Raw genomic sequence first — 15,676 nt, 5'->3', positions numbered from 1 at the left:
GTTGGACAGGAGCAATTAACCAGTCGTATAGTAAAATTTGAATGTAAAAATATAAAACAAGGAGTTGAGAATGAACCCCATTACTTTGAGTGAAATGAGTGATGAAGATGAAGAGGTAAAAATCATTTCTTCATATGAACCTCAAGATGATGAGATTGCGATCGTTTTTGATAGTTCAAAAATTACTGGAGGTAATGCACTGGATTTTTTCCAGTTCACCAAGCAATCACATTCTAATGTTAAAGTGTACGGAGATTCTAATGGTGTTTCGTACCTGCAATTAAACAGTATAACGTTAGCGTTAGGCACTTTCTTTGCCACATCAGTAATGATACCTTTTTTAGTAAATCTTGTTTCAAATTATATTCAGAAAAAAATTGATAACTTTGGAACTAGAGATATAGACGTTAAAGTCTCTATAATTAAAAAAAATAAATCAGGAAAACATGTGAAATACACTGTTTCTGGAAAAGTAGACGATGTTTTAAAAGTAATTAACAAAATCAAATAAAAATCTATATAGATATTATGAATATTCACGAAAAGTTAAAGCGTTGGATGTGTATTACTCAAGAAGATAGTGCTATTCTTGATTATCTTAATGCTGAGTTAAAAAAAGCTCAATCCTTGAGCTTGAATAATGAATCAAACAGATTGTTTTTATACAAAACAATTTTACTAGCCCATTTAAAATATATTCAAGTCATTAATTTACTTACAAGAGGTGATTTTTATGAAGCATGGGTAGAACTTGAAAGGATAGAAATAGATTTAATACATATTAAAGAAAATAATGAGTTTCTGCCTGAGGTTAATTTCTATGGTGTTAACTTCTTAGCGAGAATGGTATGTAATTGGCAGGCGTTATTCCCATATAAAATCTTCGGTAGTTCTCGTGAAATAATAAAAGAAGTGAAATGTTCAGTATGTAATACAACCCGTAGTTTTATTAATGATTGTGGTCATGTTAAAAATAAACTTTATAATGGAGTTCTTTGCTTTGATGAAGTGATCGATTTTGAATTAATTACTTATGACATAGTTAGTAATCCCGTTAACAAATGTAGTGTTTTTTTCTCCAATGATGGTGATCATTATAACTATTCAACTTTAATTAGTGTTGTCAAATACATACAATCCCCACATCAAATTTTCAATATTACGACCTGGAGATTTAAGGCGAAAGAACATGATGGAGTATTATCGCCAGAAAATATTTGTCCATGTGGAGATTCTTTAAAAAAATATGCAGATTGTTGTTTGCCACGTAATGGTATTTATAAAAAACATATAGATATTTGGTTTCCCTTCCCGTTGAATGTAGAACCTATTTAGAACCAGATATTCAATAACTAAAGATCCCGTTGACACAGATATTTCCATATTAAGATGTTTTCGTTATATTTTTATTCCAGTCTTTCATATTTAACTTTTGCTTTATTAATTGGTTGAGTGGGATAACGCAGCAGTCACATTAATATGATTACATAGGCTGAAAGTGCCCTTTCTATCTTGCACAAAGAGGTGACATTTTAAACTTGCTTTGACATATAAATCAATGGGTTACGTTTTACTTCTTGGATTACGCACTGGCACGGGATTTGGGATTTCCATGATGATTTTCCTGTGGGCAACCTGCATTATCACCATCCAGGACATAGGACGGGCTTACCCCGTTCTTACCTAATCATTTTAGGTCCTTCGTTACTAGAAAAATTTTTTAAACTCATACAGATAGACCGCCATAGGTACCAGCGGAACTATCTGTACCATTACTGAACTAAAAATAGATGAAAAAACATGCAGCCAGTACCGTGACGCTAATAATTGAAAATAAGTTAACTACGATGGAAATAAAGCTTTTTTTCATCATGGTCAAGGTTTCGGCTGGTGTTTCATCGAGTGCTTTGCCAGATTTATGGTCATCATAAATACGCCTTGAAGTTACAAGCTTATCGTGATGTTTATTCACTTGCTTCATCAAGAGGTGAATGACTAAAATCATAAGGGCAATGTAGATATACTTATCTTTACTTAGTGCGTCAATTATTTGATGTGCCTGATTCTCGTGCATAAAAATATCTCCTTGTTTGATTAACTGTGAAGTAGATAAAATAGATACCCAAAAACAATAGTGGATAGTGCTAACACCACACAATTAGCAATGTACCAGATCAATGTTTGGAACTTAAGTCGCCGGATCATTTCAGGTTCTTCACCGCTTGAGAAAGATCCTCTACCTTCACTGACTAACTTATCAGCATTTTTAAAATGCTGATAAGTTGAACCAGCACGGAAAGTAAGCCATGCCATACCTAACATTATGAATCCAAATAAATAAAATGCTTTTTCTAAGTAAAAATCTACCGCTGATACAACATCCAGATTTTCCATTTGGTAATTCTCAATATTGTTGGTGAGTTAAAGATTTTTTTGTTGGCTAACTGTCTGAAAGCCCTAATTATGGTCATTACAATCCAACCAATTAACAGGTTCCCCAAGAAACCGTGTCAATGCTGCTTTAGCGTATTGTGGCTTAGTGTAATATCGAGGGAACCAGCCATCGAAATTTTGTGTTCCATTGCGGCGGTATTCAGGTTCGACAGACAGTCTACATCCCTGACCGTGAGGCGAAATGAAAAAGGTGAACCCGTCAATCGAATCAGAACTCAACCGGCTGCATGTCATTGGAAATCCTTCATGATTTAACTAACCAGGCATTGCACTGGTAATCTGATGCTCCACACTCCGCATTCGAGGATTTTGACGTACAAAGTCTCTGACGCCCGAGATGCAAGCTTTGATGATTATATCAAAGTGAGGCTGCGCCTCCGATACCAAATTTCCCGTATTATCCAGTAGCAATATGACCCCTAGCGATTTTACAAGCTGGTACTCAACTGTCGACCGGTCTAGGGCGATCTGGAGCATGTAAATAGTTTCCCCGGATACATTTCCGTCTATTCCAATCACGGTTGCCGTGCAAGCTGCCTGCTCCTCTGGGTAGTGAGGTGTATAATAGTCATACCAGTAATCGTACTTCACCGATTCTTTCCTCGATTGCAGGTTTTTAACAGGCCATTTCACCCAGACAGATGACATATTCTCTGAAACCAGTGAGTGCTGTAACGCGGTAAGGGGGTTATCAAATTCGCCCATGGACCATAAGGTCTCAAATTCTGCTTGAAAAGTAGATGGGTCTATTACAGCAATAAAATCGAACTGGTCCTTATTAATTTTAGACGCTCGCTCATCCATATAGAAAAGACCAAGTCTGTTCCCTTTATCACTTCTCCAGGTGGCCCCTGCTGGTTGATAGTCCGTATTTATAAATGGTCGAAGTTGCTGGTCTTTGTGCAGAAAGATAAACGATGGGGCCAGTGTTCTATTCGCGTTCTTAACTGGGTTAACATATAGGCGCTCACCTGCGCTGAGGAGTTCAATGATCGACTTTGAAATGACAACATCTACAGATGGCGTGCAGGGGTTAACGCCCTCCTCCACTTGATGTACTAAATCCCCATCCGGACCCGGAATAACGTCTCGCAGACACGTTGGGCAGCGCTGAGTTTGTCCGGGTAAAATTGGCCACGAAAGATGTCCATCGTTATTAAGCGCAATTTTCAATAAAGGATGTTGTCTTGTCATCGCGGTCACCCCCTGCTTTTCGTCTTTTGAGGTTTCTGGTTTTGCTGGCGCCACTCCCAGGGGGCAACGGGATTCGGATCTACCCAGAGGCCTTTAACTGCTTTCTGCGCTGAAGCTTCGAATTTCAGATAGTTTGGGACGATGGCATTACCGTCAAACCGGTATACCCATGCATAGCCACTGTCTACCATTGAGGCGTTTATGTCATAACCATCAAGCCAAATGGTTCCCAGCATCCTGCCGTAAATATCAGGTCCGTGGTCTATTACCGTAATATTCTGTGCAGCAATCGCGGAGCTCAACGCTTGTTTAGCCTTTTGTCCAAAGGCCTGCTTACTTTCGGGGGCATCAATACCGTACAAGCGGATTTTGATGTTTGTATTCTGACCATCGAGCGCGGTGATTGTGTCCCCGTCGATAATTTTTACCACTTTCGCTTCAAATGATGATTGGGTAGCAAGAGTTGCCACCGGGAAAAGGACGATTAATGTCGGCAAAAGTAACTTTTTCAAAAGAGTCATACGTTCTCCCTGAATTAGATGGTTCGTAGTAACAAATAAGTCGTGTGATTTGACGCGCTTATTGTACCAATTAGAAACTCGGCGATTTTCTGTTAACGGAGGCAATTTGAGTGGATAAAAATTTTAATACAGGAGATGAAAATAAAGGCCTTTAACAAAAAATTGAATTTTCACCGCGTGGTAGTCTGAGAACCTAAATTAATCACATTTCACGGAGTAAGGATGTACAACGATAGAACTGAGCCTGCAATAACAGCATTGCTTAATGATGAGACACCTTCCTCTATCCATAAATTACTGGTGCAGGTTGCAAGCATCTACGACGTGAAGGATTTGGCTGAGCAACTTAATGCTGCAACCGGCAGCGAATGGTCGAGGGGAACGCTTATTCGCCAGATTAAAGGTGCAGTTAATGAATGCCAAATCACCCAGGAAGGATATCGTTATCTTCGAACGTTGCTCCCCTCTCGGCCAGCGGACTATGACCAGAAGTTTTTCCGATTTATTGACTTGTTTGCTGGGATCGGTGGCCTCCGGAGTGGTTTTGACGCCATCGGCGGGAAATGTGTGTTCACCAGTGAGTGGAATCAGTTCTCCCGACGGACTTACAGTGCAAACTGGTACTGTGACGAGACTGAGCACCATTTCAACTCAGATATCCGGGACATTACACTCAGTAATCTTCCCGATGTTTCGGATGACCAGGCCTATGCTTCTATCGATGCATCCATCCCAGACCATGATGTTTTGCTCGCAGGTTTCCCATGCCAGCCGTTCAGTATTGCCGGTGTCAGCAAAAAGAACTCCCTTGGCCGAAAGCACGGCTTTGAATGCGACACCCAGGGGACCCTTTTTTTTGATGTTGCCCGGATCATCCGAGCCAAACAGCCTGCCATTTTCGTTCTGGAGAACGTAAAAAATCTGAAGAGTCACGATAAAGGCAATACGTTCCGCATCATCATGAATGCGCTTGATGAGCTCGGCTACGATGTTGCCGACTCCGATGCTCACGGAGCAAAGGACCCCAAAATAATTGACGGTAAGAACTTCAGACCTCAGCACCGGGAACGTATCGTGCTGGTCGGTTTCCGCCGTGATCTGAAACTCAATGATGGCTTTTCGCTAAGTGGTGTATCCGCTCTTTATCCTTCACGACGGCCAACCCTTAGGGAGCTGCTGGACGCTGAGGTCGATAGCCGTTACATCCTTTCTCCAAAGCTCTGGGAATACCTTTATAACTACGCTAAAAAGCACCAGGCAAAAGGCAATGGATTTGGCTATGGTTTGGTAGATTCATCAATAGAAACAGTGGTTTGCAGAACACTCAGCGCACGCTATTATCGGGATGGATCTGAAATTTTATTAGACCGGGGATGGGATTTTAGCATAGGCGAAAAGCACTTTAATGATCCTGTCAATTTGGCAAGGCGCCCACGCCGTTTAACCCCGCGAGAATGTGCCCGCCTTATGGGGTTCGAGCAACCGGGAAAAGTTACTTTTCGCATTCCAGTCTCTGATACGCAGGCCTATCGCCAGTTCGGGAATTCGGTCATCGTCGACGTATTTGCGGCCGTGGCCAGTTTGCTTCGGAGCCGTATTGAGACTGCCGTTTCGGCTCGGCTCAAGGGAGAGTTTGAAGCGGCATCATAGTCATTCTTCTGTGTGATTTAACAGGGTAACGTAATGGTTTAATTCACAAAATATTAACATTCACGCAGATAAAACCTGGGCAGGAAGAGTAAGCCTGCTTCAGTTATCGCCTTCATCAGGAGGTACTGATGACGTATTTTGATTCAACTGAAGATCTTACTATTACAAAACAAAGGGCTCTCCAAGAGCTTGCTAAACATGGCGTTGAGGCCAGCGACATCAACGTGTTTTTTTCCGAGTTGGGTGAGAAGGAAGAGTACAACGCGCAGGATGTATTGAGATGGCTGGGCTATTAGTCTTTTAAATTTCAGGAGGTCCCATGGGCCAGAAGTTTGCAGTATTTATTGCTTACGATGACGAACCAAACACGAAACGATACTCGGCTGAATTTCAGACGCAGAACGAGTATGTAAAGGGATGGCAGTCGGCCCTAAAGAAAGCACACCACACGTCCGGGCAGAAATCTGTGATCACCTGCGGATGCCGGGGCAAAGGCGCAAAGCGTCTGTACGTCCGGTCGCTACCAAACAGTGATACCTTCATATTGATTAAGGCTGCAAATACCGGCACTGAGCATGATCCATCGTGCGTGTTTTTCGACCTTGATGCCAGGCATACGGGGTTAAAGGGTTATGCCAGCAATGTTGTACGCATCAACAATGAGGGGACCATGTCAATACGCCTCGGAATAGGCATGACGGAGAAAGATCCGCCGGAAAAGTCAGAGGTTCCTACCCCGCCCCAAATCCAGCGACCTGAAGGTGGACAGGCTTCAATGACCCTGTCCGGACTTCTGAGTCTGTTGTGGACTGAAGCCGGTCTTAATGTCTGGTATCCGAATATGGCCGGGAAGCGAAATGATTCGCTGGTTCGCTACCGGATGTTGGACGCCGCAAAGCAGGTCAAATCAGGTAGAGCGTGTATTGGCGACCATCTCTTTATCGGGGTGGCGGACTCTAAAAGCAAAGTGGCCAGTGAGCAGGTTAAGCTGTTGTCGTCCGCAGAACTGAGCGACAAGCGACTGCTGCTGCTATCAGTACTGCCGCGCTATGACGCAGAAAAGCATGAGAAGCCACTGAAGTTTCTTCCTATGCGTAACTTCGGCGGTATGCCCCTTACCTTCTTTAACTCAGACGGGCACTGGGATAGCGTGAAGCGGCGATTCCCACTGGAATATGCAGCCTGGAAAAATGGTGGCAAAGTTGTTGTTTTTGCACTTACCTCTCCCGTATCTGTGACCACTAGAGGTCTCTCTGCACGAGCTCATCAGATAGTGCTTATGCTGGTGAGTGATAACTGGATACCTCTGGACTCCTCATACGAAGCGATTGTATCCCGTAAACTGGATGCCGAACACCGGCACTATGTTAAGCCTATGCGGTATGACGCAAGTGCGAGCGATGTATTCCCCGATTTTTATTTACTTGATACCCGGAGTGATAAGCCGTTCCCGATGGAGGTTTTCGGAATGTCGACACCAGCCTATCTTGCGCGAAAGGAACTTAAGAAGGCGTATTACAACCAGGAATATGGGGCCTATGGATGGTGGCACTGGGATGCTACGGAGAAGACGGAATCCCAGGATCTCCCTCATTTCCCTGAAGCTAAAAAATACAATTCACCCGAATCACAACCTTAAAATGGGGTTAAAAATGGCGTACATACTTTCGATGAGTGAACAGGTTAAACTGAAAGCGTTTTTGGCGGCAGTACTCGATGACTATAAGCTGGGAGCTATTTCGCAGCAGCAAGCTGTTGGCGGGATCACTAGCCTGGTTGATGCTCTTGAGATCAGTGACTCGGGGAAAATCAGCCAAATGCTATCGGAAGGACGTAAACTCCTCCGGACGGGATAAAGAGCCTACGGGCGCCAGGAATTTAAGTTTATAGCAAATTCCTGGCGGGAGCAGTTATGTCGTCTTTTTGTTTCGCGGTTTTGATGCCCCTGGGGATTTAGGTTTGATAGCAACTACGCCGGTCATAGCTTCGGTAAGCTGCTTGATTGTTCCTCGTAAAGACTCTGCAATGGTCTTTTCCGCATTGAGTGTCGCTTCCATGGACATCATCTGATTCCTGAGCTGCTGAAGCTCTTCTGTCAGATCTGTTTGGACCTTTTTGGACACCAGGTTCTCATCAGCTAAGCGTTGTGCTTCAGCTCGTAGTTGTTCATTCGTCCCTTTAGCTGTTGAGAGCTCCGACCGGACGAGCGTCAGGGCCGTGTCCTTTTCGGCTAAAGATGAGCTCAATTCAGAGGCATGGGATTGTGATGAAGAAAGGTCCTGTTCAAGCTGACTGACACTGGACTTTAAATCAGACACGGTCCGTTGTAAGTTTTCATTCTGGCTGTTGAGGGCGGTCAGCTCTACCTGCTGCGCTTTATTTTCATCATTAAGCTGCTTCTGATACTCCTGCTGCGAGGCCAGTTCCTGTTTGCGCTCACTCAGTTGCTGGTTCAGTGTCCCTACTGTCTGCTGTAAAAGCTGGATCTCGTTTTGGGCATGCTGTAATTCACTTTGAGTTCCTGCCAGAGTTTCTTCTGCTTCCTGAAGTGAATCTTCTAATTTACTGGAGAGTTCACGCTGCTGCTCCAGCAGGTTAATCAGGTTAACTTTTTCGTTATTCAGGACTGTAGCCTGTTCTTTCGACTGTGACAGTTCTTCCAGAATTTCAGCATTCCGGTGCCGTAACTGAGTAATTTCTGCCTTCGCAATTTTCACGCTATCACTCTGGATAGCCGTATAGCTTAAGCGGAAGTACCAGGTGATAAACGCAGTAAAATCACTGAATGCATCTTTAATCTGGTCAGGGATTTCAATCGCGCGTGCTTCTTCGGGCACCTCGTCCACGTATTGCTTGTAGGCCGCCAGCATCTCCTGAGCCCGGGCAAAAGATCCCCCCATTTTATCCCGCAGCCAGTGGGCTTTGAAAAACTGGTCGAGGTTTTCGGTGCTGATGCTCTTATCGAGGCAGATTTGTTCAATCTCGGTGAAATATTTAACCTTAGCTATTGACGAGTAAGGGGAATTCTTCAGTAACTCGGGGCTTAGAGGGGGCGTTTTTGGAGTATCTTCACTTAAACTGGACGCTGTCTGTTCATCCCCGTTCATCAAATTTACATTGTCAGTCATCATTCTTATCCTTTGGCCGGGATCTGGTTGGCAAAATAAATGCTAATCAGGTCATTCAGTGCGTTATGCAGGCTTTCACACTCAACTGAGATATGGACGTTACCATTTTCGAACAATCGGCACTTCCAGCCCTTCGGGTCGGTAATGTCACCCGTAAAATCGGTTTTCCGTAAGACAGCAAGCCGATCGTACATGTTCATTCCACTGCCGACAGGCGGTGTTGCTGCATTGGAGCAGATGCAAACGATATTCTCAAAGTCGTTTAAATAGAAGAGATTATCCTGAGAAAAGCCATTATATCTCATCATGTTCGAGTCGGGAAAAATGCCGCGTAGTACCAGTTTTTTTGGCATCACAAATTGCTGGGCATTAGTTTTATACCGGCGATCAAGCTGGCATAGCAGATCAACAAACCCTTCAGCAAGTGTAATGCTGCGCATGGCAACTGCCTGGCGCAATGTACTGCGGATTACGGTTAACGACGCAATTGGCGGAGCGTTCCGGAGAGACTCACGGAACTCTGCCCGCTGGTTGTGATTCCAGAATCGGTCAATACCCGTTTCTTCAAAAAGATTGTTCCATGTCTTACGGTCTATTTGCTGTCGCCCTTCCTCGATGCTTGCGGCCAGGGACGCAGGAAGGCCAAAAGCATTAGGGGCCATAATTTTGCTGTTAAACAGTGAAAACCCGCAAATTGCTGAGGCTTCGGCAATCAGCGTCATGCCGTCCAGAAATTTTTGCATAGCGGCATCACGACTACTGGCGAGTTGTTCGGTACGGGTACTCAACTTCAGTTCCGGCTGCGAATTCATGCTCATTTCACGATCCTTTTCCCACTGTTTTGGCTGAGAGATTTTCACTGGCCTATCCACCTCTCTCGTTAAAAAAATACTCGTAGCGTCATATATAGTGAAGCCTTTACTAGTGACTAATGATGAAAAAGATTAGCACACAGATGTCGGGTGACCAACAACCCGCAACCCGTTAAGTGGCGATCGCATCCCCTGAATGCACAACCATTGCGTTATATGACTGATTAATAAGGGTTTTAGCCGCAATTACACTATGGGGGGTGCTATTTGAACGATGGGATTTACCGATAATTAAATCCCATAGTACATAAAGTGAGCTAAAAAAGGCCAATAAGCGTGACACCGTCACCTCGCGAGGTTTTTTTATGGTAACTAGTTATTAGTAAAGGCATGACTAAATGTATAATGGGATAGTTGTTCGGGCCTCCTCTTTGGTCGTTATCACGGATGAGGGGCTGTTACGACTGATAGACAGTGATTGCACACATTGGGCTAAGGGCAACAAAATGACGGCGTCGCGAATTACACACCTAATAACGTCCTGTACCAAAGGTAAGCACTTCCAGTGCGGCTCCCGTGCGGAACTGAGCATCCGGGCCGGAGAGACACCTGAAGAGGCTATGGCCAGTTGGGCAGCGACCATAAGACGGTCGCAAAGTGCATCACCGGTACCCGCCCTATCGCTCTATACTGGGAATCACTGGTCAACGGCAAAAGAGATTTTACGGACGACGGAAAACCTGGAGTTGTGGGTGATCTCTGCCGGGTTGGGTTTTTTGAATAGTCGGGACCTCGTCGACGTATATGAAGCCACCTTTCATAATTTACCGTTCAGTCACCGCCATTGGTGGCGGGAATTAACAAATACATTCGGGAAGGAAAGATCGGAGAATTCCATAGGGACGTTAATGGAAGCCAGGCCTACTGATGATTACGTGATCGCTGCCTCCCCAGTTTATATCGCTGCGGTTGAGGACGATATCCTGGCAGGAGTAGGTAAACTAAATAATCCCATTGCCCAGTTGACCGTTGTAACATCTGGGGCATATTCTGGGGGGCTGGAACCCTATTTAATTCGTAGTGAATCCCGCATGATGCCGGAACTTTCAAGCAACATGGTATGTCTCAACATCAAACTCGCGCAATATATCATTAGTAGTCAACGCATTTAGTCTATGGCTGAAATAGATAAAACAGAGGGTTTTAGAATTGAAAGCGATTATCCATGTTAATTCGACAAATGACAGTATTACTATCCAGCTATGCGGAGTTGGCGCTACTGAGGTACAGGCCAGAGAGAAAGCATTTGGCAACGTAAATCGCGTTGTTAATGTCTCCAGTCAGCAGTATCAGGGCGGACAGTGTGTCACAGCATCTCAAGAATTTATAGATGCCTACAATGTAGAACCTGTTTGGGACTCACGATTTGATGAGACTGGTAAGGTTGTAAATAGCCTTAATGAAGACTCACATCAGTTTATTGTTGATTTTTTGGAAAGTCTGTTTATTGATGAAAATGGCGAACTGAATTGCCGTGTGAAATCTGTACAGAATGAAACTTCTGATAAAAAAAGATTAGTAAATGAGTCTTCGGCATTTAGACATGCTATGGATATCCACTATAAATATGCTTCAGCGATCAAACCTGATACTAGTCATTAACTCTCTTCCGCCTCGTTTTGTATCTCTTACTTCATAAACTGGCGTAAAATATTAAAACAGTGTACTATCATTCCGTATCCTTTTAATTTCAAAATCTCTAAGTGAGGCCATATGTCCGAAGCACTAAAAGCATTAAACAACATTCGTACTCTTCGTGCGCAGGGCCGTGAACTGCCATTAGAGGTTCTTGAAGAACTGCTGGAAAAATTAAGCGTTGTCGTAGACGAACGCCGTCAGGAAGAATCTTCCAAAAAAGCTGAGCAGGAAGCACGTCAGGAAAAACTCGATTCCCTGCGTAAATTAATGCTTGAAGACGGAATCGATCCTGAAGAACTTCTGAGCTCTTTCTCTGCTAAATCCAGCGCACCAAAAAAAGCTCGCGATCCGCGTCCGGCGAAATATTCGTTTACCGATGAAAATGGTGAAACGAAAACCTGGACTGGCCAAGGGCGCACCCCTAAAGCGCTGGCTGAGCAGCTCGCGGCCGGTAAGTCACTGGATGATTTCCTCATCTAAGTAAAAGAACATCACAAACAGGTCACTTTAAAAGGGCTATTTGCAAACTAAGGTTGGAATTCCATCATTCTAGCCTTAGATCTTTGAGCAAGTGAAGTTGCTCACTTGGTTGGATTTTACCGTTTCCTGACGGCTTTTCAGAAGCGAGGGCTGGTTGGAATGCCTTCCAGCTAGAAGTCTTGCAGATGCTCTCCGGGCATTAACTCATTGTCGAATCTGCACCAGTATCACTAGGTTGTTGAGCGGGCGATTAGCTTTTTCACTGAGCCGCTGTACACTCGACTGCTTCAAGAAGCACTACTTACCATTTGCCTGCCGTAAGGTCTGTTCTTAGCTGGATTTTTTTGGGAGGCTACGCAGTCATGACAACTCAATCCAGCTCAATACAATACGCTTACGCGCTAGACGGCGAGGGCACCCTCACGCACATTGGCGCTGCCCTGCGCTCACATACTTACACCTGCCCAGGTTGTAAGAGCCCCCTGACCCCGGTAATGGGCGAGTTCAACGCTAAGCACTTTCGCCATTCGGAAGAATGCTGTGCCCTTGAAACCTATCTTCACAAGTGCGGCAAAGAAGCATTCTTCTATCGCTACCAACAAGCTCTCAGCCGTGAAATGCCTATTAGGGGTTCGGGGTCCAATGATGTAAAAAACCACGCTAAGGGTTTAATTCATTGTTTGTATTGAAATTTAATGGTCTTAACTCGCCATTCAGAATATCTTCTGGTAACGAAAACGTATAATGCCCCAGCATATTTATATGGCCATGTATCAGCGGCGACAATCTTGCCAGGTGCTCCTCCTCAGGAGTTTCCCCCGATTTGCGAAGATGTGACAACGCCTCCTGCATGTAAAGTGTATTCCACAGCACAACCGCATTGGTCACCAGGCCCAGAGCACCCAGTTGATCTTCCTGACCTTCACGGTAGCGTTTTCTAATCTCACCACGTTGTCCGTAGCAAATGGCTCGAGCCACTGCATGGCGTCCTTCTCCCCGGTTGAGCTGAGTGAGTATCCGACGCCGGTAATCCTCATCATCGATATAGTTGAGAAGATACAAAGTCTTGTTGACCCGGCCCACTTCCATAATCGCCTGAGCCAGACCAGATGGTCGGCTACTTCTCAACAGTGAACGAATAAGCTCTGATGCATGGATGGTCCCAAGCTTCAGTGAACCCGCCATTCGCATCATTTCATCCCATTGGGATTCTATTTTTGAAAGTTCAACACATCCCCGAGCCAGCTCATTCAGGGCACCATAATGGGCCATTTTATCTGCCCGCCAGAATATCGCCCCACCTGCATCGGCCAGACGAGGGGAAAACTGGTAGCCCAGTAGCCAGAACAGGCCAAAAATGATATCGCTGGATCCTGCCGTGTCCGTCATAATTTCTACCGGATTCAGCCCGGTCTGCTGCTCCAGAAGCCCTTCCAGTACAAAGATGGAATCACGAAGCGTACCGGGAACTACAATGCCATGGAAACCGGAGTACTGATCTGAGACGAAGTTGTACCAGGTGATACCGCGTCCTGAACCAAAGTATTTACGATTTGGTCCGGAATTAACCGTTTTAACCGGTGTGACAAAACGCATACCATCTGCGGAGGCAACCTCCCCACCTCCCCAGTACCCTGCGAGCGGCAGCGTGGACTGAAAATCAACCAGCCGTGCATTAGCGCTAACCAGCGTTTCTGCCCTGAGATAATTTTGTTTAACCCAGCTCAGACGATGACGAGTAAGCGCGGGAATAATATGCTTTATCAGAGGTTCATGCCCTATATTGCAGGCTTCCGCCAGCAATGTTGCGCAGAGACTGACTTGGAGATCCTGCGCCCGTGCACCTGATTCACTGACGTGGCTGAATTCGCGGGTAAAACCGGTTCGGGCATCTATTTCAAGCAACAGCTCAGTCAGATCAACGGGTGGGATCAGTTCTCTTACCCGACGATTCAATTGTATCAGTGCCGGTGGCTCATCCAGTTTATCCAGACTGCTGATCGTCAGTGAGGGATGCTTACCTTCATTGCTTATGCTGACCGCTGCGTTGCAGGCAAAACGTGAAGCCACTGATTTCCATGTGTCATCAAGCCGCGTAGCCAGTTGTTCTGCTGCTTTAGTTCCGTCTGATGGATGACCCAGCGCCCGACATACCGGGATCCGTTGTGCCTGCCATTCAGCTCCCTGAAGCAATTTTTGACGCGGGTCCCCCCACCGGTCACTGTTCTCCAGCCAGAGATCACGACGGCGCAAAGAATCCTGAAGGCGCTCAAGAAGGCACAACGAGTAACCCGCTCGTAGAATCCTGCCATCTCTGTCGTAGACCAGACGTTTCCAGGGGCCGGAAATGATTTGCTCTGGTGCATCGTCGAGAATTCGCTTTTTTGAGCCACTCAGTTCGGCCAGATAATGGATTGCTGACAATGTGTGCTCCCCGGCCGGGGCAGCCTGAAAGTGTAAGTCACGCAACATCGCGGAAAGAAAGCGCTTCACCCGTCCATATTGTTCCACCATTTCATCCTGAAAGTGAGTATCCTGCGGGCGTGCCAGCTCATTTACCTTACCGACGGATTCAGCCAGTTTGTCCTTTGGTATGCGGCGAAAAATAGCCTGCCGCAGAGCTGCTTCATCGGTGTTCTCATCAAGTAATAACGAGCATGCCCGTGCCAGTAATAGCGCGGCACGATCAAGATCTTTCAGGGTCCTGAGCCGCTTTTTCTGCCCAATACTTTTCGCAGAACGAGTGATATCCAGAATAAGCATATCCAGCACATCCACGGCCTCGTCAAGCGCCGAAATTTCCTGCGCTTTCACAAACGCAGTAAGCACGGCCAGTCGCCGTTCCTCAGGCATTCTTGAAATATATTTCACCGAAGCCATTCCGGCATAACGGGCCAAATTTCGCAGCTGGATGGCAGGCAGACCGGAAAAATTCAGCCGGGAAAACTCCATGCTACGCAGTCGGGTATATCGCTCCAGGGCGTCTGTAAATGACGGTCCACTGATAGTGACAGGACCTTTTCGTATCTCCTCCAGCACCGATATACGCTGCCCTTCAGGTATTTCAAGTAAACCGTCCAGTTGCGCTTTCTGCCAGCTGTCAGGCAACAAAGCCAGCCTTCGCCACAATCGTCGACTTGCCCGTTCACGTACTTCGCCAATCAACCTTGTCAGAGTCGAGGCTGCGGGTAACAGGATCTTATTTTGCAGCAACCATGCAGTAGCAAAATCAAACAGCAGACCTGGGCGCTCATTGCTGAGCCAGGCGCGAGTATAGAGCAAACGCTTCAGTCTGAATGTCCAGGGGAAATCACCAAAATCATGATAATCATAATAGAGCTTGATAAGCCCCTGATGCTCCCAGCGGGTATTTTCTCTTTCAGCATATCGGGAAAGGATCTCTGGTCGGCTGATGTTCAACTGTGCCGCAATGTAAAAACGGATGAATGAAGGAATTTGAAGGGGATCAGGAAGAAATGTTCCCAGGAAGCGCGCCGTAGTCAGTTGAAGTGCAATCCCCAGACGGTTATGTTTTCCCCGTCGCTGATTAATAAAAGCAAGGTCACGCTCATCCAGATGAAAATATCGGGCCAGTTGAACCTCATTTGGCTCTGCCACATAGCGACCGTAGTTTTCTGTCTGTTCTCTGGTCAGAAAGTCATCACTCATTGCGTATCCTTTCGTAAACTGGCGATCTGCTCTATTTTTGACAGTCTCAGATATTATAATTTGTGAGACT

General features: G+C 45.5%; 16 protein-coding genes. 9 read left to right on the top strand and 7 right to left on the bottom strand.

Annotated features, from left to right (window positions below):
- Positions 1-70: 70 nt before the first annotated feature.
- Positions 71-511 carry a hypothetical protein gene (locus AC0XWG_RS23865; RefSeq protein WP_016239970.1) on the top strand — a complete coding sequence of 147 codons (441 nt, stop codon included), beginning with the start codon at positions 71-73 and terminating at the stop codon, positions 509-511.
- A 17-nt stretch (positions 512-528) separates the two neighbouring features.
- Entirely contained in the window at positions 529-1,335 is an 807-nt protein-coding gene (locus AC0XWG_RS23860) for a hypothetical protein (protein WP_016239971.1), read from the top strand.
- Positions 1,336-1,780: 445 nt separating this feature from the next.
- Here AC0XWG_RS23860 and AC0XWG_RS23855 read toward each other — a convergent pair whose 3' ends face one another.
- From AC0XWG_RS23855 to AC0XWG_RS23840, 4 genes are all read right to left on the bottom strand, one after another.
- Entirely contained in the window at positions 1,781-2,074 is a 294-nt protein-coding gene (locus AC0XWG_RS23855; protein ID WP_016246546.1) for a hypothetical protein, read from the bottom strand.
- 20 nt (positions 2,075-2,094) lie between these two features.
- Positions 2,095-2,394: a hypothetical protein gene (locus AC0XWG_RS23850; protein ID WP_016246547.1), complete on the bottom strand. Its 300-nt coding sequence runs from the start codon at positions 2,392-2,394 to the stop codon at positions 2,095-2,097.
- Between the two features lie 315 nt (positions 2,395-2,709).
- Entirely contained in the window at positions 2,710-3,648 is a 939-nt protein-coding gene (locus tag AC0XWG_RS23845; RefSeq protein ID WP_475681135.1) for a hypothetical protein, read from the bottom strand.
- 5 nt (positions 3,649-3,653) lie between these two features.
- A complete protein-coding gene (locus tag AC0XWG_RS23840) occupies positions 3,654-4,169 on the bottom strand; it encodes a thermonuclease family protein (protein WP_015062960.1) in 516 nt (171 codons plus the stop codon).
- A gap of 222 nt (positions 4,170-4,391) precedes the next feature.
- Between AC0XWG_RS23840 and AC0XWG_RS23835 the strand changes: the two genes are divergently transcribed.
- From AC0XWG_RS23835 to AC0XWG_RS23820, 4 genes are all read left to right on the top strand, one after another.
- The gene (locus tag AC0XWG_RS23835; RefSeq protein WP_015062959.1) at positions 4,392-5,819 is read left to right on the top strand and encodes a DNA cytosine methyltransferase; all 1,428 of its coding nucleotides are present in this window, start codon (positions 4,392-4,394) and stop codon (positions 5,817-5,819) included.
- Between the two features lie 128 nt (positions 5,820-5,947).
- The gene (locus AC0XWG_RS23830) at positions 5,948-6,115 is read left to right on the top strand and encodes a hypothetical protein (RefSeq protein WP_475681134.1); all 168 of its coding nucleotides are present in this window, start codon (positions 5,948-5,950) and stop codon (positions 6,113-6,115) included.
- 23 nt (positions 6,116-6,138) lie between these two features.
- On the top strand, positions 6,139-7,458 hold the full coding sequence (locus AC0XWG_RS23825; protein WP_032610439.1) for a DUF1173 family protein: 1,320 nt from the start codon (positions 6,139-6,141) through the stop codon (positions 7,456-7,458).
- A 13-nt stretch (positions 7,459-7,471) separates the two neighbouring features.
- Entirely contained in the window at positions 7,472-7,675 is a 204-nt protein-coding gene (locus AC0XWG_RS23820; RefSeq protein ID WP_024191726.1) for a hypothetical protein, read from the top strand.
- A gap of 54 nt (positions 7,676-7,729) precedes the next feature.
- Here the strand turns inward: AC0XWG_RS23820 and AC0XWG_RS23815 are convergent, their stop codons facing one another.
- Both AC0XWG_RS23815 and AC0XWG_RS23810 read right to left on the bottom strand, forming a co-directional pair.
- Positions 7,730-8,950, bottom strand: a complete 1,221-nt coding sequence (locus tag AC0XWG_RS23815; RefSeq protein ID WP_032610436.1) for a coiled-coil domain-containing protein — start codon at positions 8,948-8,950, stop codon at positions 7,730-7,732.
- A gap of 2 nt (positions 8,951-8,952) precedes the next feature.
- The gene (locus AC0XWG_RS23810) at positions 8,953-9,807 is read right to left on the bottom strand and encodes a DUF4942 domain-containing protein (RefSeq protein WP_223866326.1); all 855 of its coding nucleotides are present in this window, start codon (positions 9,805-9,807) and stop codon (positions 8,953-8,955) included.
- Between the two features lie 458 nt (positions 9,808-10,265).
- On the opposite strand from AC0XWG_RS23810, the gene AC0XWG_RS23805 reads away from it, so the two are divergent.
- The 3 genes from AC0XWG_RS23805 (at position 10,266) to AC0XWG_RS23795 (ending at position 11,937) form a co-directional block, all read left to right on the top strand.
- Entirely contained in the window at positions 10,266-10,931 is a 666-nt protein-coding gene (locus AC0XWG_RS23805) for a DUF6884 domain-containing protein (protein ID WP_040113341.1), read from the top strand.
- A gap of 37 nt (positions 10,932-10,968) precedes the next feature.
- Entirely contained in the window at positions 10,969-11,421 is a 453-nt protein-coding gene (locus tag AC0XWG_RS23800; protein WP_040115233.1) for a hypothetical protein, read from the top strand.
- Positions 11,422-11,532: 111 nt separating this feature from the next.
- Positions 11,533-11,937 carry an H-NS family histone-like protein gene (locus AC0XWG_RS23795; RefSeq protein ID WP_040115235.1) on the top strand — a complete coding sequence of 135 codons (405 nt, stop codon included), beginning with the start codon at positions 11,533-11,535 and terminating at the stop codon, positions 11,935-11,937.
- A gap of 660 nt (positions 11,938-12,597) precedes the next feature.
- Here the strand turns inward: AC0XWG_RS23795 and AC0XWG_RS23790 are convergent.
- Entirely contained in the window at positions 12,598-15,606 is a 3,009-nt protein-coding gene (locus tag AC0XWG_RS23790; protein WP_040115239.1) for a Tn3 family transposase, read from the bottom strand.
- Positions 15,607-15,676 lie beyond the last annotated feature (70 nt).

It is taken from the genome of Enterobacter sp. DVT3837 (genome assembly GCF_056238685.1).
Note: the sequence above shows the minus strand (reverse complement) of the source record. Positions and strands in the feature narration are given on the sequence as shown.